This window comes from Shewanella sp. A32, assembly GCF_029167175.1.
Taxonomy (GTDB): Bacteria; Pseudomonadota; Gammaproteobacteria; order Enterobacterales; family Shewanellaceae; genus Shewanella; species Shewanella yunxiaonensis.
Genome location: NZ_JARFTS010000025.1, coordinates 40,065 through 58,778 on the forward strand (window position 1 = coordinate 40,065; position 18,714 = coordinate 58,778).

33 protein-coding genes are annotated in these 18,714 nt (G+C 48.3%); 2 read left to right on the top strand and 31 right to left on the bottom strand.

Going from position 1 to position 18,714, the window contains the following annotated elements; genetic code table 11:
- Positions 1-33: 33 nt before the first annotated feature.
- Complete coding sequence (gene pyrC / locus PY479_RS14990) at positions 34-1,062, bottom strand: dihydroorotase (RefSeq protein WP_275484243.1); 1,029 nt, start codon at positions 1,060-1,062, stop codon at positions 34-36.
- Positions 1,063-1,425: 363 nt separating this feature from the next.
- On the opposite strand from pyrC, the gene folE reads away from it, so the two are divergent.
- Positions 1,426-2,076, top strand: a complete 651-nt coding sequence (gene folE, locus PY479_RS14995; RefSeq protein ID WP_275484244.1) for a GTP cyclohydrolase I FolE — start codon at positions 1,426-1,428, stop codon at positions 2,074-2,076.
- A gap of 69 nt (positions 2,077-2,145) precedes the next feature.
- On the opposite strand, the gene pyrE is transcribed toward folE, so the two are convergent.
- Both pyrE and rph read right to left on the bottom strand, forming a co-directional pair.
- Positions 2,146-2,787, bottom strand: coding sequence for an orotate phosphoribosyltransferase (pyrE, locus tag PY479_RS15000; protein WP_212595127.1), 642 nt, complete (start codon positions 2,785-2,787; stop codon positions 2,146-2,148).
- A 48-nt stretch (positions 2,788-2,835) separates the two neighbouring features.
- Entirely contained in the window at positions 2,836-3,549 is a 714-nt protein-coding gene (gene rph / locus PY479_RS15005; protein WP_212595126.1) for a ribonuclease PH, read from the bottom strand.
- A gap of 168 nt (positions 3,550-3,717) precedes the next feature.
- On the opposite strand from rph, the gene PY479_RS15010 reads away from it, so the two are divergent.
- Complete coding sequence (locus PY479_RS15010; RefSeq protein ID WP_212596475.1) at positions 3,718-4,581, top strand: YicC/YloC family endoribonuclease; 864 nt, start codon at positions 3,718-3,720, stop codon at positions 4,579-4,581.
- Positions 4,582-4,647: 66 nt separating this feature from the next.
- Here the strand turns inward: PY479_RS15010 and rplQ are convergent, their stop codons facing one another.
- From rplQ to rpsJ, 28 genes are all read right to left on the bottom strand, one after another.
- A complete protein-coding gene (gene rplQ, locus PY479_RS15015; RefSeq protein ID WP_275484245.1) occupies positions 4,648-5,046 on the bottom strand; it encodes a 50S ribosomal protein L17 in 399 nt (132 codons plus the stop codon).
- Positions 5,047-5,086: 40 nt separating this feature from the next.
- The gene (rpoA, locus tag PY479_RS15020) at positions 5,087-6,076 is read right to left on the bottom strand and encodes a DNA-directed RNA polymerase subunit alpha (RefSeq protein ID WP_212595124.1); all 990 of its coding nucleotides are present in this window, start codon (positions 6,074-6,076) and stop codon (positions 5,087-5,089) included.
- Between the two features lie 24 nt (positions 6,077-6,100).
- On the bottom strand, positions 6,101-6,721 hold the full coding sequence (gene rpsD / locus PY479_RS15025) for a 30S ribosomal protein S4 (RefSeq protein WP_212595123.1): 621 nt from the start codon (positions 6,719-6,721) through the stop codon (positions 6,101-6,103).
- Between the two features lie 33 nt (positions 6,722-6,754).
- Positions 6,755-7,147, bottom strand: a complete 393-nt coding sequence (gene rpsK / locus PY479_RS15030; protein WP_133040253.1) for a 30S ribosomal protein S11 — start codon at positions 7,145-7,147, stop codon at positions 6,755-6,757.
- Positions 7,148-7,161: 14 nt separating this feature from the next.
- Positions 7,162-7,518, bottom strand: a complete 357-nt coding sequence (gene rpsM, locus PY479_RS15035) for a 30S ribosomal protein S13 (RefSeq protein WP_212595122.1) — start codon at positions 7,516-7,518, stop codon at positions 7,162-7,164.
- Positions 7,519-7,633: 115 nt separating this feature from the next.
- Positions 7,634-7,747, bottom strand: a complete 114-nt coding sequence (gene rpmJ, locus PY479_RS15040) for a 50S ribosomal protein L36 (RefSeq protein ID WP_212595121.1) — start codon at positions 7,745-7,747, stop codon at positions 7,634-7,636.
- A 22-nt stretch (positions 7,748-7,769) separates the two neighbouring features.
- Positions 7,770-9,110 carry a preprotein translocase subunit SecY gene (secY, locus tag PY479_RS15045; protein ID WP_212595120.1) on the bottom strand — a complete coding sequence of 447 codons (1,341 nt, stop codon included), beginning with the start codon at positions 9,108-9,110 and terminating at the stop codon, positions 7,770-7,772.
- A 7-nt stretch (positions 9,111-9,117) separates the two neighbouring features.
- A complete protein-coding gene (gene rplO, locus PY479_RS15050; RefSeq protein ID WP_212595119.1) occupies positions 9,118-9,552 on the bottom strand; it encodes a 50S ribosomal protein L15 in 435 nt (144 codons plus the stop codon).
- A gap of 3 nt (positions 9,553-9,555) precedes the next feature.
- Entirely contained in the window at positions 9,556-9,738 is a 183-nt protein-coding gene (rpmD, locus tag PY479_RS15055; protein ID WP_212595118.1) for a 50S ribosomal protein L30, read from the bottom strand.
- A 6-nt stretch (positions 9,739-9,744) separates the two neighbouring features.
- The gene (gene rpsE, locus PY479_RS15060; protein WP_212595117.1) at positions 9,745-10,248 is read right to left on the bottom strand and encodes a 30S ribosomal protein S5; all 504 of its coding nucleotides are present in this window, start codon (positions 10,246-10,248) and stop codon (positions 9,745-9,747) included.
- A 12-nt stretch (positions 10,249-10,260) separates the two neighbouring features.
- On the bottom strand, positions 10,261-10,611 hold the full coding sequence (rplR, locus tag PY479_RS15065; protein WP_212595116.1) for a 50S ribosomal protein L18: 351 nt from the start codon (positions 10,609-10,611) through the stop codon (positions 10,261-10,263).
- A gap of 11 nt (positions 10,612-10,622) precedes the next feature.
- Entirely contained in the window at positions 10,623-11,156 is a 534-nt protein-coding gene (gene rplF, locus PY479_RS15070; RefSeq protein WP_212595115.1) for a 50S ribosomal protein L6, read from the bottom strand.
- Between the two features lie 10 nt (positions 11,157-11,166).
- On the bottom strand, positions 11,167-11,562 hold the full coding sequence (rpsH, locus tag PY479_RS15075; RefSeq protein WP_212595114.1) for a 30S ribosomal protein S8: 396 nt from the start codon (positions 11,560-11,562) through the stop codon (positions 11,167-11,169).
- A gap of 24 nt (positions 11,563-11,586) precedes the next feature.
- Positions 11,587-11,892, bottom strand: a complete 306-nt coding sequence (gene rpsN, locus PY479_RS15080; RefSeq protein WP_212595113.1) for a 30S ribosomal protein S14 — start codon at positions 11,890-11,892, stop codon at positions 11,587-11,589.
- A gap of 11 nt (positions 11,893-11,903) precedes the next feature.
- A complete protein-coding gene (rplE, locus tag PY479_RS15085) occupies positions 11,904-12,443 on the bottom strand; it encodes a 50S ribosomal protein L5 (protein WP_212595112.1) in 540 nt (179 codons plus the stop codon).
- A 12-nt stretch (positions 12,444-12,455) separates the two neighbouring features.
- On the bottom strand, positions 12,456-12,770 hold the full coding sequence (gene rplX, locus PY479_RS15090) for a 50S ribosomal protein L24 (RefSeq protein WP_275484246.1): 315 nt from the start codon (positions 12,768-12,770) through the stop codon (positions 12,456-12,458).
- 11 nt (positions 12,771-12,781) lie between these two features.
- Positions 12,782-13,150: a 50S ribosomal protein L14 gene (rplN, locus tag PY479_RS15095; RefSeq protein ID WP_011715463.1), complete on the bottom strand. Its 369-nt coding sequence runs from the start codon at positions 13,148-13,150 to the stop codon at positions 12,782-12,784.
- 173 nt (positions 13,151-13,323) lie between these two features.
- Positions 13,324-13,572: a 30S ribosomal protein S17 gene (gene rpsQ / locus PY479_RS15100; RefSeq protein ID WP_212595110.1), complete on the bottom strand. Its 249-nt coding sequence runs from the start codon at positions 13,570-13,572 to the stop codon at positions 13,324-13,326.
- A complete protein-coding gene (gene rpmC, locus PY479_RS15105; RefSeq protein WP_011758342.1) occupies positions 13,572-13,763 on the bottom strand; it encodes a 50S ribosomal protein L29 in 192 nt (63 codons plus the stop codon). The genes rpsQ and rpmC overlap by 1 nt, the downstream gene beginning before the upstream one ends.
- Entirely contained in the window at positions 13,763-14,173 is a 411-nt protein-coding gene (rplP, locus tag PY479_RS15110) for a 50S ribosomal protein L16 (RefSeq protein ID WP_212595109.1), read from the bottom strand. The genes rpmC and rplP overlap by 1 nt, the downstream gene beginning before the upstream one ends.
- Before the next feature lie 11 nt (positions 14,174-14,184).
- Positions 14,185-14,877, bottom strand: a complete 693-nt coding sequence (gene rpsC, locus PY479_RS15115) for a 30S ribosomal protein S3 (RefSeq protein WP_212595108.1) — start codon at positions 14,875-14,877, stop codon at positions 14,185-14,187.
- A gap of 9 nt (positions 14,878-14,886) precedes the next feature.
- Positions 14,887-15,219 carry a 50S ribosomal protein L22 gene (gene rplV, locus PY479_RS15120; protein WP_212595107.1) on the bottom strand — a complete coding sequence of 111 codons (333 nt, stop codon included), beginning with the start codon at positions 15,217-15,219 and terminating at the stop codon, positions 14,887-14,889.
- Between the two features lie 15 nt (positions 15,220-15,234).
- Entirely contained in the window at positions 15,235-15,513 is a 279-nt protein-coding gene (gene rpsS / locus PY479_RS15125) for a 30S ribosomal protein S19 (RefSeq protein WP_011758338.1), read from the bottom strand.
- Positions 15,514-15,528: 15 nt separating this feature from the next.
- Positions 15,529-16,353, bottom strand: a complete 825-nt coding sequence (gene rplB, locus PY479_RS15130) for a 50S ribosomal protein L2 (RefSeq protein ID WP_275484247.1) — start codon at positions 16,351-16,353, stop codon at positions 15,529-15,531.
- 16 nt (positions 16,354-16,369) lie between these two features.
- A complete protein-coding gene (rplW, locus tag PY479_RS15135; protein ID WP_212595105.1) occupies positions 16,370-16,672 on the bottom strand; it encodes a 50S ribosomal protein L23 in 303 nt (100 codons plus the stop codon).
- Positions 16,669-17,274: a 50S ribosomal protein L4 gene (gene rplD, locus PY479_RS15140; RefSeq protein ID WP_212595104.1), complete on the bottom strand. Its 606-nt coding sequence runs from the start codon at positions 17,272-17,274 to the stop codon at positions 16,669-16,671. The genes rplW and rplD overlap by 4 nt, the downstream gene beginning before the upstream one ends.
- 17 nt (positions 17,275-17,291) lie before the next feature.
- Positions 17,292-17,930: a 50S ribosomal protein L3 gene (rplC, locus tag PY479_RS15145; protein ID WP_275484248.1), complete on the bottom strand. Its 639-nt coding sequence runs from the start codon at positions 17,928-17,930 to the stop codon at positions 17,292-17,294.
- Between the two features lie 27 nt (positions 17,931-17,957).
- Positions 17,958-18,269, bottom strand: a complete 312-nt coding sequence (gene rpsJ / locus PY479_RS15150; protein ID WP_133040234.1) for a 30S ribosomal protein S10 — start codon at positions 18,267-18,269, stop codon at positions 17,958-17,960.
- Positions 18,270-18,714 lie beyond the last annotated feature (445 nt).

Here is an 18,714-nt window from a genome sequence, read left to right on the forward strand (position 1 = left end):
GCCATCTTCCACAATTACTTCATAAGTGAACGCTTATTTCACTTTCCACTCTACTTTTTCACCACCACGAATCGGCACGATGACATTGCTACCAAACGGCAAAGTAGCAGGAACGTCCCAGCTTTCTTTGACCAGTGTGACGGTATCCTGGTTACGAGTTAAGCCATAAAAGTCAGGACCGTTGAAGCTAGCAAAAGCTTCAAGTGATTCCAGCTTACCCGCTTTATCAAACACTTCTGCATAAAGCTCCAAAGCTGCATGAGCGGTATAAGATCCTGCACAACCACAAGAGGACTCTTTGCGGTCTTTTGCATGCGGCGCGGAATCAGTTCCCAGAAAAAACTTTTTACAGCCCGATGTTGCGGCGCCAATAAGTGCTTCCTGATGGGTTGCGCGTTTCAAAATTGGTAAACAGTAAAAATGGGGGCGAATACCCCCCGCTAACATGTGGTTGCGGTTAAACAACAGATGATGCGCAGTGATCGTCGCGGCGACGTTGTCTCCGGCGTTCTTAACGAAATTAACGGCATCCACTGTCGTGATATGTTCCAAAACGATTTTCAACTTCGGAAAATCATTTACAACGGGTGCCAGAACGTTTTCCAGAAACGCCTTTTCCCGATCAAAAATATCCACGTCTTTGGTGGTAACTTCACCATGAACAAGCAGCAGCAGTCCCTCTTCCTGCATGGCGTTGAGTACGGGGTAGATATTCTTGACAGACGTTACGCCGGAATCCGAGTTGGTAGTCGCTCCCGCTGGATAAAGTTTGCAGGCGACAACAATGCCAGAGGCTTTAGCCGTACGAATTTCTTCAGGAGAAGTGTTATCTGTCAGATAAAGAGTCATTAATGGCTGGAACTGAGAAGCATGGGGTTGAGCCATAATGCGTTCACGATACTGTTTGGCCAGTTCAGTGGTTGTCACTGGCGGAACAGTGTTAGGCATCACCACCCCGCGTCCATTATAGCGACTGATATCACGCACAGTGTCCGTTAACACTTCACCATCGCGAAGGTGAACATGCCAGTCATCTGGACGAATGATTGTGAGTGTTGTCATAGTGGCTCCCACCAAAAATAGTCAAAGTTTAACGGGCTCTCAGTAAGCTTTACCTTTATGACAAAGACACTTACGTTGAAGCAACAAGATGTATCGCGGAAGTGCTATACAATTTTGTCGCTACCCTAGCAGAAATTTGCAGTTATCGCGTCAGAATATACCAAAAACTAACAGACTTTTTTAGGGCAACGCCTGAAATAGACGCATGGCATGTAACGCCATAACTCGTCAATATGATGCTAAAGAGTGTGCATTTATATAGATTCGCGCTATGATCCATCCCCCCGATAGAATGTGAGACATATCACAACTGCCGTGATGTGCAGTCGGCCTTTTAGTAGTACCTGCACAGGAGAATCGAAAATGGCGTTATCTGAAGCCGCAAAAACAGTACAAGCCACACTGATAGAAAAAGGGTTAGAAACACCCATGGTGCCTTGTGACTTATCCAATGGTGAACGCAAAGCCAAAATCGAAGGACATGTGCGCGAAATTCTGCAGTTGATGTCGTTGGATCTTACCGATGATAGCCTGGCAGATACACCTAAGCGTATTGCCAAAATGTACGTCGATGAGATTTTCTCCGGTTTGGATTATAAGAATTTTCCGAAAATCACGCTTATCGACAATAAGATGGGCTTCGATGAAATGGTACGCGTGCAGGATATTAGCCTGACCAGTACCTGTGAGCACCACTTGGTAACGATTGATGGCACCGCGACTATTGCCTATCTGCCACGCAAAAAGATCATTGGCCTATCGAAAATTAACCGTATTGTGCGCTTTTTTGCTCAACGGCCGCAGGTGCAAGAACGGTTAACCCAGCAGGTATTAGTGGCACTGCAAGCCTTGCTTGAAACAAAAGATGTGGCCGTCAAAATTGATGCGGTGCATTACTGTGTCAAAGCACGCGGCGTTATGGATTCGACCAGTTCGACTACCACAACGGCACTGGGGGGTATTTTTAAATCCAATCCCGCAACCCGCGCAGAATTTTTACATCCATTACGTTAACACCCAACGGATGCTGTAACAAAAAAGCCTGGTATATCACCAGGCTTTTTCAATGCGCAGCGAGTAGCTTTAAATACCGTACTGCTCGCGATAGGCTTTTACAGCCGCCAGTTCGCTTTCCATACCTGGCTTTTCACTCAGATAGGCAATCAAATCAGCCAATTTGATAATCGCTACAATGTGGCAACCAAAATCACGCTCAACTTCCTGGATTGCTGATAGCTCTCCGCGGCCCTTTTCTTGACGATCCAGCGCGATCAATACCCCCGCGAGTGATGCCCCATTCGCTTGGATAATCTCCATCGATTCGCGGATTGCGGTACCTGCGGTGATCACGTCGTCAACCAGCATCACCTTACCTTTGAGCTCGCTACCAACCAAGCTACCGCCTTCGCCGTGGTCTTTTTTCTCTTTACGGTTAAAGCAATAGGGAATATCGATATTATGGTGCTCTGCCAACGCTACGGCGGTAGTGGTAGCGATTGGGATGCCTTTATAGGCAGGACCAAATAGCAGGTCATAATCAATCGCGGCATCGACAAGCGCGGCAGCATAGAAGCGTCCCAATCGCGCTAAATCACCACCGGTGTTGAACAGTCCGGCGTTGAAGAAATAAGGGCTTTTGCGACCAGATTTAAGGGTAAATTCGCCAAAACGTAATACGTTACGTTGTAAGGCGAATTCGATAAATTCTCGCTGGTAAGGTTTCACATCAATTCCTGTTATTAAGGGGATATCTTGGCGCAGTAGCTTAATTGATTAACTCAACGCCGCTTTTTGCACATCAACGATTTCGCGAATACCGTGTTTGGCCAATTCGAGCAGGCTGGCCAGCTCTTCATGGCTGAACGGCTCACCTTCTGCGGTTCCCTGAATCTCAACGATTTTACCAGTTTCGGTCATGACCACATTCATATCTGTTTCAGCAGCACTATCTTCTACGTACTCCAAATCACATACCGGCTCACCATCAAAAATGCCGACACTGACAGCTGCAATCAAGAATTTCAACGGATTAGTTTTGATAATACCTTTTGCGCGGGCCCAATTGAGCGCATCAACCAATGCCACACAACCACCAGTGATCGCTGCTGTACGGGTACCGCCGTCAGCTTGAATAACGTCACAGTCGATGACAATGGTGTTTTCACCCAGCAACTTCATATCAACTGCGGCACGTAAAGAACGACCAATCAAACGTTGGATCTCTTGCGTTCTTCCAGACTGCTTACCGCGTGCTGCTTCACGGTCCATACGACTATGAGTTGAACGCGGCAACATGCCGTATTCTGCAGTCACCCAGCCCTGCCCTTGCCCTTTAAGAAAACGTGGTACACCTTCTTCAAAACTAGCTGTACACAGTACCTTAGTATTGCCAAACTCCACTAACACTGAGCCTTCAGCATGAGCGGTATATTGACGGGTAATGGTAACCGGGCGGTTTTGAGCCGGTGTTCTAGAGCTGGGGCGCATAACAACTTCCTGAATCGAATAAATGTGGCGCTATTATAAGACCTCACTCACACGAGTGCTACGGCGGATGGCCAATACCGGGCTAATGACAGCGATTTCCTTTAACCATAACCGCCAGACGTTTATAATCTTGTACTTATCATGAAATCTGACCTACGGGATATTGATATGATCCACAGCATGACAGCCTATGCCCGCGTTGAGCATAAAGCCACCTGGGGCACCGCGTCTTGGGAAATACGTTCCGTTAACCAGCGTTACCTTGAAACCTATTTAAGATTGCCTGAGCAATTACGTAGCCTTGAACCCATTTTACGCGACAAATTGCGTCAACGGTTAAACCGAGGCAAGGTAGAAGTTAACCTGCGTTATGAACTTAAGGGCGATCAGCAAAACCAACTAACACTCAACGAGGACTTGGCGCGGCAACTGCTAAAAGCTGCACAGTGGGTCAAAGACGAAGCGAGTGAGGGTCGTTTGGAGTTATTGGATATTCTGCGCTGGCCTGGCGTGATGTCGGCACAAGAGCAGGACATGGATGCGATTGGCGTGGAACTGTTAGCAGCATTCGATAGCGCTATTGACCAATTCCTCGAAGCCAGAGCACGCGAAGGACAGGCAATTAACACTATGTTGCTCAGTCGATTGGAAGGTGTAGAGCAGCAAATTGCTATCGTTCGACAACAGATGCCCAAAGTTATCGAATGGCAACGGGAAAAGATGACAAGCCGCTTAAGTGAGGTTAAGGGAGAATTAGACCCTACCCGCATCGAACAAGAGATGGTACTTACCGCGCAAAAGCTCGATGTCGCAGAGGAGATGGACCGCTTGGAAGCGCACGTGAAAGAAGCTCGGCGTATTCTAAAAAAAGGTGGTGCAGAAGGCCGCAGACTGGATTTCATGATGCAAGAATTCAATCGTGAATCGAACACCCTAGCGTCTAAATCCATCAGTACAGAAACCACTGCCGCCGCGGTCGAATTAAAAGTATTGATTGAACAGATGCGCGAGCAGATCCAGAACGTTGAATGATCGACATCTTCTTTTAAGTAACAAAAAGCCGGGCCTAAGCCCGGCTTTTTTCATCCTGAAGTTCGCTTATTCAGCGGCAGCTTCAACTTCTACAGCTTCAGCAGCTTCTGGACGACCTACTAACTCGATGTAAGCCATAGGGGCTTTATCACCGGTACGCAGACCGCATTTCAGGATACGGGTGTAACCACCCTGACGTTCCAGGTAGCGAGGACCCAGTTCGTTAAACAATTTACCTACAACGTCTTCGTCGCGGGTGCGGGCAAACGCCAGTCGACGATTTGCAACGCTGTCACTCTTAGCAAGTGTAATCAAAGGTTCAACTACGCGACGCAGTTCCTTTGCCTTCACCAGAGTCGTCACGATAACTTCGTGACGAACCAGTGAACTTGCCATGTTACGGAACATGGCCTGGCGGTGGCTGCTGTTGCGGTTAAGTTGACGACCACTCTTACGATGGCGCATGACTTAATCCTTATAACCTAAATCTGTACAAGTCAGAGACTTAAAGGTCATCTGCTAAACTGGCAGGTGGCCAGTTTTCCAGACGCATACCTAATGAAAGTCCACGAGAAGCTAAGACGTCCTTGATCTCGGTAAGAGACTTCTTACCCAGGTTAGGCGTTTTGAGCAACTCTACTTCTGTACGTTGTACCAGATCACCGATGTAATGAATCGCTTCGGCTTTCAGACAGTTAGCCGAACGTACAGTGAGCTCTAAATCGTCGACAGGACGCAACAATATCGGATCGAATTCCGGTTTCTCTTCTTTTTTCTCTGGCTCAGAAACATCACGCAGTTCTACAAAGGCATCCAGCTGTTCAGCCAGAATGGTTGCAGAGCGGCGAATGGCTTCTTCAGGGTCGATAGTACCGTTAGTGGTCATATCGATAACCAGTTTGTCCAGGTCTGTACGCTGTTCAACACGGGCCGCTTCTACATTGTAGGCGATGCGTTCAACAGGTGAAAAAGAAGCATCGACCAGCAAACGGCCGATAGGACGATCGTCTTCCTCGGTCTGCGCGCGAGCTGAAGCAGGCACATAACCACGGCCACGTTCAACACGGATACGCATACTGATACCGTGATTACCTGTCAAATGACAGATAACGTGATCAGGATTTACGATAGTCACATCACCATCATGGGTGATGTCTGCAGCGGTAACAGGGCCTGCGCCGGTTTTGCTCAGGGTGAGCAAAGCCTCGTCTTTACCCTCAATGATGACCGCCAACCCTTTGAGGTTCAGCAATATCTCGAGGATATCTTCTTGTACGCCTTCCTTACTGCTGTATTCGTGCAGTACACCGTCGATCTCGACTTCGGTAACCGCGCAGCCGGGCATAGACGACAATAGGATGCGACGCAACGCGTTACCCAGAGTATGACCAAAACCACGCTCCAGCGGCTCCAGTGTTACCTTGGCACGAGTTGGGTTAACCTGCTCGATATCTACGAGACGCGGTTTAAGAAATTCTGTAACAGAACCCTGCATTGTGTCCTCTCTTGTTAGTTAGCCTTACTTAGAGTAAAGCTCGACGATCAGCTGTTCGTTAATTTCCGCAGACAAATCGCTACGTTCTGGAATGCGCTTGAAAGCACCTTCCATTTTGGCGCTGTCGACTTCAATCCAGGTAGGCTTTTCGCGTTGACCAGCCACTTCCAGAGCAGCTTTAATACGAGCTTGCTTCTGTGACTTTTCACGCACGCTTACCACATCATTCGCAGACACTTTGAATGACGGAATGTTAACAACACGACCGTTTACCATAATTGATTTATGGCTAACCAGCTGACGTGCTTCTGCACGAGTCGCACCGAACCCCATACGATAAACAACGTTATCCAGGCGGGTTTCCAAAAGTTGCAACAGGTTTTCACCAGTGTTGCCTTTCAGACGTGCAGCTTCTTTGTAATAGTTACGGAATTGCTTTTCCAACACACCGTAAATACGACGAACTTTTTGTTTTTCACGTAGCTGTAAACCATAATCTGACAGACGTGGCTTGCGAGCGCCATGCTGTCCAGGTGCTGTTTCCAGCTTACACTTCGAATCGATTGCTCTCACACCGCTTTTCAGGAACAGGTCTGTACCTTCCCTACGGCTGAGCTTGAGCTTGGGACCCAAGTATCTTGCCATGATCTTTCTCCAACTATCCTAATGAATCGCCGATTACACGCGGCGTTTTTTAGGAGGACGACAACCGTTATGAGGGATAGGCGTCACATCAGTGATGTTGGTAATTTTATAACCAACAGCGTTCAGCGCACGGATGGCTGATTCACGACCTGGACCTGGACCCTTCACGAAAACTTCAAGATGTTTAACACCGTAATCCTGAGCTGCAGTACCTGCGCGCTCAGCAGCGACCTGGGCTGCAAACGGAGTAGATTTACGTGAACCACGGAAACCTGAACCACCGGCAGTTGCCCAAGCCAAGGCGTTACCTTGACGGTCTGTGATAGTTACAATTGTGTTGTTGAAAGAAGCATGGATATGGGCCATGCCATCCGCAACCTGTTTACGTACGCGCTTGCGCGGAGAACGTGACGGAACTTTAGCCATTGTCTACCTTCCCGTTACTTCTTAATTGGTTTACGTGGACCTTTGCGGGTACGCGCATTGGTCTTAGTACGTTGCCCACGAACAGGCAGGCTACGACGATGGCGAAGACCACGATAACAACCAAGGTCCATCAGACGCTTGATGTTCATAGAAACTTCACGTCGCAAGTCACCTTCTACTGAGTATTTGGCAACTTCTTCGCGTAGGGTATCGATTTGAGCGTCGCTCAATTCCTTGATCTTTGCATCTTCAGCAATAGAAGTAGCCGCGCAGATTGCTTTAGCGCGGGTACGACCGATGCCGTAGATAGCAGTCAAAGCGATGACTGCATGCTTCTGATCAGGAATGTTAATGCCAGCGATACGGGCCACTATGCACTCCTTAAGTTAAAGGCCATCTGTGAAAAGCCCGATAGGATACTCAACAGACGACTAATTTGCAAACAAATTTTAATGGCCAGTCCCAAAAGGACTGGCCGGGGTTTCATCAGCCTTGACGCTGCTTGTGTTTTGGTTCAACACAGATTACGCGTACAACGCCGTTACGTTTGACGATCTTGCAGTTACGGCAGATCTTCTTCACGGAAGTTCGAACTTTCATTTCATCACTCCGTAAAGCTAACTTAACGACCGAAGCGATCGAAATTCGCTTTGGTCACCAGATTAGCTTTCTTCATCACAGACTCATATTGATGAGACATCATATGGGTCTGAACCTGAGCCATGAAGTCCATGATCACTACCACCATAATCAGAAGTGAAGTACCACCGAAGTAGAACTGCACTTTCCAGGTGATTAACATGAACTCCGGAATTAAACAGATAAAGGTGATATACAACGCACCGGCCAAGGTCAGGCGGGTCATCACTTTATCTATGTATCGCGAAGTCTGTTCGCCGGGACGGATCCCTGGAATGAACGCACCACTCTTCTTCAAGTTATCTGCTGTCTCACGTGGATTGAAAACCAACGCAGTATAGAAGAAACAGAAGAAGATAATCGCTGCCGCATACAACAATGAGTACAACGGCTGTCCAGGAGACACTGCTAGGGAGAAATCACTCAACCATGACAATGCTGGATTTTGTCCGAACCACTGTGCCAGTGTACCCGGGAACAAAATAATACTGGACGCGAAAATCGGTGGAATTACCCCAGCCATGTTCACTTTCAGTGGCAAGTGTGTAGATTGCGCAGCAAACACCTTACGGCCTTGCTGACGCTTCGCGTAGTTAACAACGATACGACGTTGACCACGCTCTACAAACACCACGAAATAAGTGACGGCGAAGACAATCACACCAATCAACAGCAACACCAATACGTTCAAGTCGCCTTGACGAGCCTGTTCAGCAGTTTTTCCGATTGCATTAGGCAATCCAGCCACGATACCTGAAAAAATCAGGATAGAGATACCGTTACCGATGCCACGCTCAGTGATTTGTTCACCAAGCCACATCAGGAACATAGTACCTGTAACCAAACTGGTAACTGCAACAAAGTAAAAACCAAAACCTGGATTTACTACCAAGCCTTGAACCAAATTTGGTAACCCTGTTGCAATACCAATGGACTGGAACGTGGCCAGAACCAACGTGCCCCATCGGGTGTACTGACTGATTTTTTTACGTCCTGACTCACCTTCCTTTTTCAGTTCAGCGAGCGCAGGATGCACCACAGTCAGCAACTGCATAATGATCGATGCCGAGATGTAAGGCATGATCCCCAATGCAAAAACGGACGCACGGGAAAGAGCACCACCAGAGAACATGTTAAACATGCCTAAGATGGTACCCTTCTGCTGAGCAAAAAGCTCTGCCAATACAGCGGCATCAATACCAGGAATTGGCACAAAGGAACCGGCACGGAACACAATAATTGCACCAATCACGAACAGGAGGCGAGCTTTCAGTTCAGAGAGTCCACCTTTCGCGCTTTTTAAATCAAGTCCTGGTTTTGCCATCGACGTATTATTCCTCGATCTTTCCACCGGCAGCTTCAATTGCTGCACGTGCACCTTTGGTAACCTTGAGACCGCGAACGGTCACTGGGCGCTCAATGGTACCTGAAAGAACAATTTTCGCAAACTGGATGTTGCGAGTTATGAGATTCGCATCTTTCAGTGCGTTCAGGTCGACAACATCACCGTTAACTTGTGCCAGTTCGCCGATGCGAACTTCAGCAGTTACCATAGCGATACGCGAGGTAAAGCCAAATTTAGGCAAACGGATTTTCAACGGCATCTGACCGCCTTCAAAACCGATGCGAACCTTGCCGCCACTGCGTGACTTAAGACCTTTATGGCCACGGCCAGCAGTTTTACCTAAACCAGAACCAATACCACGGCCTACGCGCTTACCAGAGGCTTTAGAGCCTGCTGCTGGAGATAAAGTATTCAGACGCATTGATTAGTCCTCCACCTTTACCATGTAGTAGACCTTACTGATCATACCGCGGATTGCTGGAGTATCTTCCAGTTCTACAGTGTGACCAATACGACGCAGACCGAGACCAGTTAAGGTCGCTTTGTGCTTCGGCAGACGACCGATTGCACTTTTAGTCTGGGTTACTTTAATTGTTTTAGTAGCCATCGTGCATTACCCCCGAATTTCGTCAACATTCAGGCCACGCTTAGCTGCGATCTGAGCAGGTGATTTCATATTCACCAGCGCATCTACAGTTGCACGAACGATGTTGATCGGGTTAGTAGAGCCGTATGCTTTTGACAGAACGTTATGAACGCCTGCTACTTCCAATACAGCACGCATCGCGCCACCGGCGATAATACCGGTACCCTCTGAAGCTGGTTGCATATAAACACGTGAACCTGAATGACGTCCCTTCACCGGATGGTGCAGAGTGCCTTCGTGCAGTTCAACGTTAACCATGCTGCGACGGGCTTTTTCCATTGCTTTTTGAATAGCAGCTGGAACTTCGCGCGCTTTACCGTAGCCGAAGCCGACCTTACCGTTACCGTCACCCACGACTGTCAGTGCGGTAAAACTGAAGATACGACCACCTTTAACTACTTTAGAAACACGATTGACTGCAATCAGCTTTTCTTGCAGATCGTCTTTCTGCTGAGTTTCTACTTTAGCCATTGTGTTAACCCCTTAGAACTGGAGGCCAGCTTCACGAGCGGCTTCTGCTAACGCAGCAACACGACCGTGATACTTGAAACCAGAACGATCGAAAGCCACCACAGTGACACCTTTCTCGATCGCGCGTTCAGCAATAGCTTTGCCTACTGCCTTTGCCGCATCTACGTTGCCGGTATATTTCAGCTGCTCTTTTACCGCACTTTCGACGGTAGACGCAGCAGCAACCACCTGAGCTTCAGGGTTGATTACCTGAGCGTAAATGTGACGCGGTGTACGATGTACAACCAGACGGTTAACGCCCAGCTCTTGGATCTTCTTGCGGGTGCGAGTGGCACGGCGCAAGCGAGAAGTTTTCTTATCCATATCGCGTTACCTTACTTCTTCTTAGCCTCTTTACGGCGTACGTTTTCGTCATCGTAGCGAACACCCTTGCCTTTATAAGGCTCTGGTGGACGATAACCACGAATTTCAGCCGCAACCTGACCTACCAGTTCTTTGTCGATACTTTTCAGTACGATGTCAGTCTGGCTTGGGCATTCAGCTGTAACGCCTGCTGGCAATTTGTGAACCAGTGGATGAGAGAAACCTAAAGTCAGGTCCAGGTCGCTGCCAGTTACTTTGGCACGATAACCTACACCTACCAGTTTCAGTTTCTTTTCAAAACCTTGAGTTACACCAACAACCATGTTGTTGACCAAGGCGCGGGCTGTACCAGCCTGTGCCCAAGCGTTTTCGTAACCTTCTACAGGGCCAAATGTCACATGGCCATTGTCAACAGTTACGTTAACAGCGCTGTTGATTACTCGAGTCAGACTGCCTTTACCGCCTTTCACGGTAATGCTGTGATCTTTTAAAGTCACCTCTACGCCGGCAGGAATAGAGACTGGTGCTTTTGCTACACGAGACATTCCTAGCTCCTTATGCTACGTAGCAGATAACCTCACCACCCATGCCTGCGAGGCGGGCGGCACGATCAGTCATCAGGCCTTTAGAAGTGGACACAATTGCGACACCCAGTCCGCCCATCACTTTTGGCAATTCGTCTTTACCTTTGTAAATACGAAGACCAGGACGGCTTACGCGCTGGATAGTCTCAACAACGGGTTTGCCCTGGAAATACTTCAGAGTGATTTCCAGTTCAGGCTTATTGCCTTCGTCTGCTACGGCGTAGTCAGTGATATAACCTTCTTCCTTCAGCACTTTTGCAATCGCAACTTTCAGCTTAGCGGAAGGCATCTTCACAGATACTTTGTTAGCAGCTTGGCCGTTACGGATACGGGTTAACATATCCGCAATAGGATCTTGCATGCTCATATTAGCTTACTCCGTGACTAGGGCTTACCAGCTGGCCTTACGCAGACCAGGAACTTCACCGCGCATGGTGGCTTCACGCAGTTTGATACGGCTCAGGCCGAACTTGCGCAGGTAACCATGTGGGCGACCAGTTTGATTACAACGGTTGCGTTGACGCGAACTGCTGGAATCACGTGGTAAAGCTTGCAGCTTCAGGACAGCGTCCCAACGCTCTTCGTCAGAAGTAGCTGGGCTTGCGATCAAAGCCTTCAGCGCTGCACGCTTTTCAGCGTACTTGGCCACGAGTTTGGCACGCTTTACTTCACGTGCTTTCATTGATTGTTTTGCCATTACGCTACCCCTTATTTCTTGAATGGGAAGTTAAAAGCGTTCAACAAAGCACGACCTTCTTCGTCAGTCTTCGCTGAGGTAGTGATAACAATATCCATACCGCGAATTTTATCGATTTTATCGTAATCGATTTCTGGGAAGATGATCTGCTCACGTACGCCCATAGCGTAGTTGCCGCGACCGTCAAATGACTTTGAACTCAGACCACGGAAGTCACGAATACGGGGAATAGCGATATCAATCAAACGCTCCAAGAATTCCCACATACGTTCGCCGCGCAGGGTCACTTTACAACCAATAGGGTAGCCTTCACGGATTTTAAAGCCTGCAACTGATTTGCGAGCAACAGTTACGATTGGCTTTTGACCAGCGATAGCAGTCATATCACGGACAGCATTTTCCATGATTTTTTTGTCGGCAACTGCTTCGCCTACACCCATGTTCAGGGTGATTTTTTCAATCCGAGGGACTTGCATGACACTGGAATAACTGAACTTATTAGTTAGCTCAGCGATAACAGTCTCTTTGTACTTATCATGCAGTTTCGCCATCGTTTACTCCGATTACTTAACGAGTTCACTATTCGATTTAAAGAAACGGACTTTCTTACCGTCTTCAAATCGGAAACCAACACGATCTCCCTTGCCAGTAGCAGGGTTAAAGATCGCAACATTAGATGCTTGAATCGGCGCTTCTTTTTCAACAATACCACCAGTGACACCCAACTGAGGGTTAGGCTTCTGATGTTTCTTGATGACGTTAACGCCTTCAACAATCAACTTACCAGTAGGCAGAACCTGGGTAACTTTACCGCGTTTACCCTTGTCTTTACCGGCCAGTACGACTACTTCGTCTTCACGACGGATTTTTGCTGCCATTTTGAAGCTCCTTACAGTACTTCTGGTGCCAGCGACACAATCTTCATGAATTGCTCGGAGCGCAGTTCACGTGTCACAGGTCCAAAGATACGAGTACCAATCGGCTGCAGGTTGTTGTTCAAAAGAACAGCTGCATTCCGATCGAAGCGAATGACAGAACCGTCTGGACGACGTACGCCTTTCTTAGTACGGACTACCACCGCGTTATACACATCACCTTTCTTCGCTTTAGCGCGAGGAATTGCTTCCTTTACAGAAACTTTGATGATGTCGCCGATACCGGCATAACGACGATGAGAGCCACCCAAGACCTTAATACACTGAACTCTGCGAGCGCCGCTGTTACATGCGACATCCAGAGTTGATTGCATTTGGATCATTTTAAGTGCTCCGCTATCGTTACATCACATCCCCACCATGGGGCATTTTTCACCACTTTTTTGCGAGGAATCGCTCAAAAAGGGCGCGCAAGTATAACACCATTGAATAGGAATGGATAGTACTAAAATACAAACGGCCCCGAATGGGGCCGTTTACGTTTACCTAAGAAAACTTAGGCCTTGCTCACTACTTCAACCAGTGTCCAAGACTTGGTCTTAGACAAAGGACGACATTCACGGATAGTGACGATATCGCCTTCATTGCACTGGTTGGTTTCATCATGTGCATGGATCTTAGTAGTACGTTTTACGTACTTACCGTAGATTGGGTGTTTTACCTGACGCTCAACGGCAACAGTGATGGATTTGTCCATTTTGTTGCTGGTCACTTTACCCTGCAAAGTACGGATTTTCTCAGACATTATGCACCTGCCTTAGAAGTAATAATGGTCTTAACGCGCGCAATGTTACGGCGCACCTGCTTCAGCTGGTGAGTTTGAGCCAGCTGGCCAGTGGCGTGTTGCATACGCAGGTTAAACTGCTCACGCAGCAGACCAAGCAATTCAGCGTTCAGTTCTTCAACGCTTTTTTCTCTCAGTTCGCTCGCTTTCATTACATCACCGTCTTAGTTACGAAGGTAGTCTTGATAGGCAGCTTCGCGGCAGCCAGCGAAAATGCTTCGCGGGCAAGATCTTCCGGAACGCCACCCAGTTCATAGAGAACCTTACCTGGCTGAATCTGGCATACCCAGTATTCAACGTTACCTTTACCTTTACCCATACGCACTTCAAGAGGCTTAGAGGTAATAGGTTTGTCAGGGAAAACTCGGATCCAGATTTGACCCTGACGCTTAACAGCACGTGTCATTGCACGACGCGCAGCTTCAATCTGACGAGCAGTCAGGCGTCCACGGCCTACGGCTTTCAGACCAAATGTACCGAAACTAACATCGGTACCGTTCGCCAGACCACGGTTGCGGCCTTTGAACATTTTGCGAAACTTTGTACGTTTAGGTTGCAGCATTACCGGCTCTCCTATTTACCACGAGGTTTGCGCTTAGGTTGCTGCTTCGGTTCTTCTACTGTCTGCGGTACGATGCCATCCAGAACTTCACCTTTGAAGACCCAGACTTTCACACCAATCACACCGTAAGTAGTGTGACTTTCAGAAGTAGCGTAATCGATGTCAGCACGTAGTGTATGCAAAGGTACGCGACCTTCACGATACCACTCAGAACGCGCAATCTCAGCGCCGCCCAAACGGCCGCTAACTTCAACTTTGATACCTTTAGCACCCAGACGCATTGCGTTCTGTACCGCACGCTTCATAGCGCGACGGAACATTACACGGCGTTCCAGCTGCTGAGCGATAGAGTCAGCAACCAGTTTGGCGTCCAGTTCAGGCTTACGGATCTCAGCGATGTTAATCTGCGCTGGTGCACCGGCAATTTTGGCAACTTCGGCGCGCAACACTTCAACGTCCTCACCCTTCTTACCAATCACAACACCTGGACGGGCAGTGTGAATAGTAACGCGGATGCTTTTCGCTGGGCGTTCGATAACAATCTTGGATACTGATGCAGCTTTCAGTTTCTCTTCGAGAAACTTACGCACTTCCCAGTCGCCTTGCAGATTGGCTGCATAATCAGCCTTATCAGCATACCAGGTAGAGATCCAAGGCTTAGTGATACCCAGACGGATACCATTAGGATGTACTTTCTGTCCCATTGCTCTCTCCTAGCGGTCTGATACAACCACAGTAATGTGGCTGGTACGCTTCATGATACGATCAGCGCGGCCTTTAGCACGTGGCATGATACGTTTCATTGTTGGACCTTCATCAACAAATACCTTACCGACTTTCAGTTCGTCGATATCGGCACCTTCGTTGTGTTCGGCGTTAGCAATGGCAGAATCCAATACTTTCTTGACCAGTACGGCAGCTTTCTTTGGACTGAAGGTCAGAATTTCCAACGCTTTTGCCACTGGCAAACCGCGGATCTGATCTGCAACCAGACGAGCTTTCTGAGGCGACGTACGGGCAAAGCGATGTTTAGCTAAAACTTCCATCTTATTCCTCCCGTATTAACGCTTCTTCGCTTTCTTATCTGCAGCATGGCCGCGATAAGTGCGAGTTGGTGAGAACTCACCAAGTTTGTGGCCGATCATTTCGTCAGTTACGAACACTGGTACGTGCTGACGACCATTATGGACAGCGATGGTCAACCCAATCATTTGTGGGATGATCATAGAACGGCGAGACCAAGTCTTGATAGGCTTTTTGTCACCGGCTTCCACCGCTTTCTCTACCTTCTTCAGCAAGTGCAGGTCGATAAATGGACCTTTCTTGAGAGAACGTGGCATGGCGAATCCTCTTAATTACTTGTTACGACGACGTACAATGTACTTGTCAGTGCGCTTGTTGCTACGAGTCTTGTAACCCTTGGTTGGTACGCCCCATGGTGATACTGGATGACGACCACCAGAAGAACGACCTTCACCACCACCGTGTGGGTGGTCAACAGGGTTCATTACAACACCACGTACAGTAGGACGCACGCCCAACCAGCGTTTAGCACCGGCTTTACCCAGCTGACGCAGCATGTGTTCTGCGTTGCCAACTTCACCCAGAGTTGCACGGCACTCTACGGGTACTTTACGCATTTCGCCTGAACGCAGACGCAGAGTTGCATAAGCACCATCACGGGCAACAACTTGAGCATATGCACCAGCTGAACGAGCAATCTGAGCACCTTTACCTGGCTTCATTTCTACTGCGTGAACAACAGAACCTACTGGAATGTTGATCAGTGGCAGAGCGTTACCAGTTTTGATGTCAGCAGCTGCACCAGAGACAACTTTATCGCCGGCCTGCATGCCTTTAGCAGCCAGGATGTAACGACGTTCGCCATCTGCATAGAGCACCAGCGCGATATTAGCGGTACGGTTTGGATCGTATTCCAGACGTTCTACTTTCCCAACGATACCGTCTTTGTCGCGTTTAAAGTCAACCAGACGATAGTGCTGCTTATGACCACCACCGATATGACGGGTAGTGATGCGACCAGTGTTGTTACGACCACCGGTTTTAGATTTCTTAGCCAGCAGACCAGCAAAAGGTTTGCCTTTGTGCAGGTCACTGTTAACAACCTTAACAACGCCACGACGGCCTGGAGAGGTTGGCTTACACTTAACAATTGCCATTTAAATTCTCCTTTGCTTACTCAGCGCCGCCGAGGAAATCGATATCAGCGCCCTCAGCCAGAGTCACATAGGCTTTTTTCCAGTCGCTGCGGCGGCCAGTACGGGCACCGTGACGCTTGGTTTTACCTTTGTTGACCAGAGTGCGAACACCTTCAACTTTCACTTCAAACAGTTTTTCTACGGCAGCTTTAATTTCTGCTTTTGTAGCAGTCAGAGCTACACGGAAAACTACAGTGTTGTTTTTCTCGGCAACAACAGTAGTCTTTTCAGAAACGTGCGGCGCCAGAATAACTTTCAGAATACGTTCTTCGCGGATCATGCCAGCATCTCCTCGATTTGCTTCACAGCATCAGCGGTGACAAGCACTTTGTCGAATGCGATCAGGCTTACTGGATCAATACCGGCTACGTCACGAACGTCAACCTTGTACAGGTTGCGGGCAGCCAGGAACAGGTTCTCGTCAACTTCAGGAGTCACGATCAACACATCTTCCAGGTCCATTTCTTTCAGTTTAGCTTTCAGCTCTTTAGTTTTAGGAGCTTCAACACCGAACTTCTCAACTACGATCAGACGTTCCTGACGTACCAGTTCAGACAGGATGCTCTTCAGAGCTCCACGGTACATCTTCTTGTTAACTTTCTGACCATGATCTTGGGTTTTGGCTGCGAAGGTAACACCACCGCCACGCCAAATAGGGCTTTTCACGTCGCCTGAACGGGCACGACCAGTGCCTTTCTGACGCCATGGTTTCTTAGCAGTGCCATGTACTTCAGCGCGGGTCTTCTGACCACGAGTGCCCTGACGTGCGTTAGCGGCGAATGCTACAACTACCTGATGAACCAGTGCTTCATTAAAGTCACGGCCGAAGGTAGTTTCGGAAACTTCAAGAGCGCTCTGCGCGTCTTTCAATACCAATTCCATTACTATCTCCTCAGACCTTAAGCTTTAACAGCAGGCTTGATGATCAGATCACCGTTGGCAGCGCCTGGAACAGCACCTTTTACCAGCAGCAGATTACGCTCAACATCTACACGTACTACGTCCAGATTCTGAGTGGTCACGCGCTCGTCGCCCATGTGGCCTGACATTTTCTTGCCTTTGAATACACGACCGGGAGTCTGGTTCTGACCGATAGAACCGTTAGACCGGTGTGACAAAGAGTTACCGTGAGTCATGTCCTGGGTACGGAAATTCCAGCGTTTAACACCGCCCTGGAAACCTTTACCTTTTGACTGACCAGTAACATCTACTTTCGCTACGTCAGCGAAGATTTCTACTTTCAGCTCAGCACCAACTTCAATGCCTTCGCCTTCACCGTCTGCCAGACGCATTTCCCACAAACCACGGCCGGCTTCAACGCCTGCCTTGGCAAAGTGGCCAGCTTCTGGTTTAGTGACGCGATTGGCTTTCTTGGCACCAGTAGTAACTTGAAGTGCGCGATAACCGTCGTTTTCCAGAGTTTTTACCTGGGTCACGCGGTTGGCTTCTACTTCGATTACAGTAACAGGGATTGACGCACCATCTTCAGTGAAGATGCGGGTCATACCCACTTTACGACCAATAAGACCGATAGCCATCTCTCAAACCTCTTCTAAGGATCTCAATTAACCCAAGCTAATCTGAACGTCGACACCGGCGGCCAGATCCAGACGCATGAGCGCGTCAACGGTCTTATCAGTAGGCTCAACGATATCAACCAAACGCTTGTGAGTACGGATTTCGTATTGGTCACGAGCATCTTTATTAACGTGCGGAGAGATCAAAACGGTATAACGCTCTTTGCGCGTAGGCAGTGGGATAGGACCACGTACCTGGGCACCAGTGCGTTTAGCAGTTTCAACGATTTCCGCAGTGGATTGATCGATCAAACGATGATCAAACCCTTTCAAGCGGATACGGATTCTTTGGTTCTGCATTGACCAGAGCTCCTAAAATGGACACATAAAAAATCACCCTCTAGCCATTTTCCTTTGGGAAAAGACAGAGTGAGATGATTTAACCGTTCGACTCCCAATCGGAGTCGTTTTTGAGTAATTTAAGTCAACCGACCAAACTACTTAACGCCTAAGCAATTAAGCGAGCGGCTATTATAACGATCCTGTTAAGGATTTCAAGGCCGCCGGCGATGTAATCGACAGCTTTGCTGTCAAAAATTGAGCGGTATTATACAGAGATTTCTGTTAATGACCAGCATTTATTAGGCCAATACAGTATTGCTCGGAATTATTATTTTTCAAGTGGACCAAAAGAAAAAGGAAGCCGAGGCTTCCTTTTTCATCAATCTCTGTCCCGTCCTGAAATACGTTGACATAAAGAGGACTTCTTTATGGCGACATCAACTAACTCAAGCCGTAAGCGCAC

Bases quoted from the DNA above. Each gene is read 5' to 3' on its own strand.
- pyrC (WP_275484243.1), bottom strand. From the start codon at position 1,062: ATGACAACACTCACAATCATTCGTCCAGATGACTGGCATGTTCACCTT.
- folE (WP_275484244.1), top strand. From the start codon at position 1,426: ATGGCGTTATCTGAAGCCGCAAAAACAGTACAAGCCACACTGATAGAA.
- rph (WP_212595126.1), bottom strand. From the start codon at position 3,549: ATGCGCCCCAGCTCTAGAACACCGGCTCAAAACCGCCCGGTTACCATT.
- PY479_RS15010 (WP_212596475.1), top strand. From the start codon at position 3,718: ATGATCCACAGCATGACAGCCTATGCCCGCGTTGAGCATAAAGCCACC.
- rplQ (WP_275484245.1), bottom strand. From the start codon at position 5,046: ATGCGCCATCGTAAGAGTGGTCGTCAACTTAACCGCAACAGCAGCCAC.
- rpoA (WP_212595124.1), bottom strand. From the start codon at position 6,076: ATGCAGGGTTCTGTTACAGAATTTCTTAAACCGCGTCTCGTAGATATC.
- rpsD (WP_212595123.1), bottom strand. From the start codon at position 6,721: ATGGCAAGATACTTGGGTCCCAAGCTCAAGCTCAGCCGTAGGGAAGGT.
- rpsK (WP_133040253.1), bottom strand. From the start codon at position 7,147: ATGGCTAAAGTTCCGTCACGTTCTCCGCGCAAGCGCGTACGTAAACAG.
- rpmJ (WP_212595121.1), bottom strand. From the start codon at position 7,747: ATGAAAGTTCGAACTTCCGTGAAGAAGATCTGCCGTAACTGCAAGATC.
- secY (WP_212595120.1), bottom strand. From the start codon at position 9,110: ATGGCAAAACCAGGACTTGATTTAAAAAGCGCGAAAGGTGGACTCTCT.
- rplO (WP_212595119.1), bottom strand. From the start codon at position 9,552: ATGCGTCTGAATACTTTATCTCCAGCAGCAGGCTCTAAAGCCTCTGGT.
- rpmD (WP_212595118.1), bottom strand. From the start codon at position 9,738: ATGGCTACTAAAACAATTAAAGTAACCCAGACTAAAAGTGCAATCGGT.
- rpsE (WP_212595117.1), bottom strand. From the start codon at position 10,248: ATGGCTAAAGTAGAAACTCAGCAGAAAGACGATCTGCAAGAAAAGCTG.
- rplR (WP_212595116.1), bottom strand. From the start codon at position 10,611: ATGGATAAGAAAACTTCTCGCTTGCGCCGTGCCACTCGCACCCGCAAG.
- rplF (WP_212595115.1), bottom strand. From the start codon at position 11,156: ATGTCTCGTGTAGCAAAAGCACCAGTCTCTATTCCTGCCGGCGTAGAG.
- rpsH (WP_212595114.1), bottom strand. From the start codon at position 11,562: ATGAGCATGCAAGATCCTATTGCGGATATGTTAACCCGTATCCGTAAC.
- rpsN (WP_212595113.1), bottom strand. From the start codon at position 11,892: ATGGCAAAACAATCAATGAAAGCACGTGAAGTAAAGCGTGCCAAACTC.
- rplE (WP_212595112.1), bottom strand. From the start codon at position 12,443: ATGGCGAAACTGCATGATAAGTACAAAGAGACTGTTATCGCTGAGCTA.
- rplX (WP_275484246.1), bottom strand. From the start codon at position 12,770: ATGGCAGCAAAAATCCGTCGTGAAGACGAAGTAGTCGTACTGGCCGGT.
- rplN (WP_011715463.1), bottom strand. From the start codon at position 13,150: ATGATCCAAATGCAATCAACTCTGGATGTCGCATGTAACAGCGGCGCT.
- rpsQ (WP_212595110.1), bottom strand. From the start codon at position 13,572: ATGTCTGAGAAAATCCGTACTTTGCAGGGTAAAGTGACCAGCAACAAA.
- rpmC (WP_011758342.1), bottom strand. From the start codon at position 13,763: ATGAAAGCGAGCGAACTGAGAGAAAAAAGCGTTGAAGAACTGAACGCT.
- rplP (WP_212595109.1), bottom strand. From the start codon at position 14,173: ATGCTGCAACCTAAACGTACAAAGTTTCGCAAAATGTTCAAAGGCCGC.
- rpsC (WP_212595108.1), bottom strand. From the start codon at position 14,877: ATGGGACAGAAAGTACATCCTAATGGTATCCGTCTGGGTATCACTAAG.
- rplV (WP_212595107.1), bottom strand. From the start codon at position 15,219: ATGGAAGTTTTAGCTAAACATCGCTTTGCCCGTACGTCGCCTCAGAAA.
- rpsS (WP_011758338.1), bottom strand. From the start codon at position 15,513: ATGCCACGTTCTCTCAAGAAAGGTCCATTTATCGACCTGCACTTGCTG.
- rplB (WP_275484247.1), bottom strand. From the start codon at position 16,353: ATGGCAATTGTTAAGTGTAAGCCAACCTCTCCAGGCCGTCGTGGCGTT.
- rplW (WP_212595105.1), bottom strand. From the start codon at position 16,672: ATGATCCGCGAAGAACGTATTCTGAAAGTTATTCTGGCGCCGCACGTT.
- rplD (WP_212595104.1), bottom strand. From the start codon at position 17,274: ATGGAATTGGTATTGAAAGACGCGCAGAGCGCTCTTGAAGTTTCCGAA.
- rplC (WP_275484248.1), bottom strand. From the start codon at position 17,930: ATGGCTATCGGTCTTATTGGTCGTAAAGTGGGTATGACCCGCATCTTC.
- rpsJ (WP_133040234.1), bottom strand. From the start codon at position 18,269: ATGCAGAACCAAAGAATCCGTATCCGCTTGAAAGGGTTTGATCATCGT.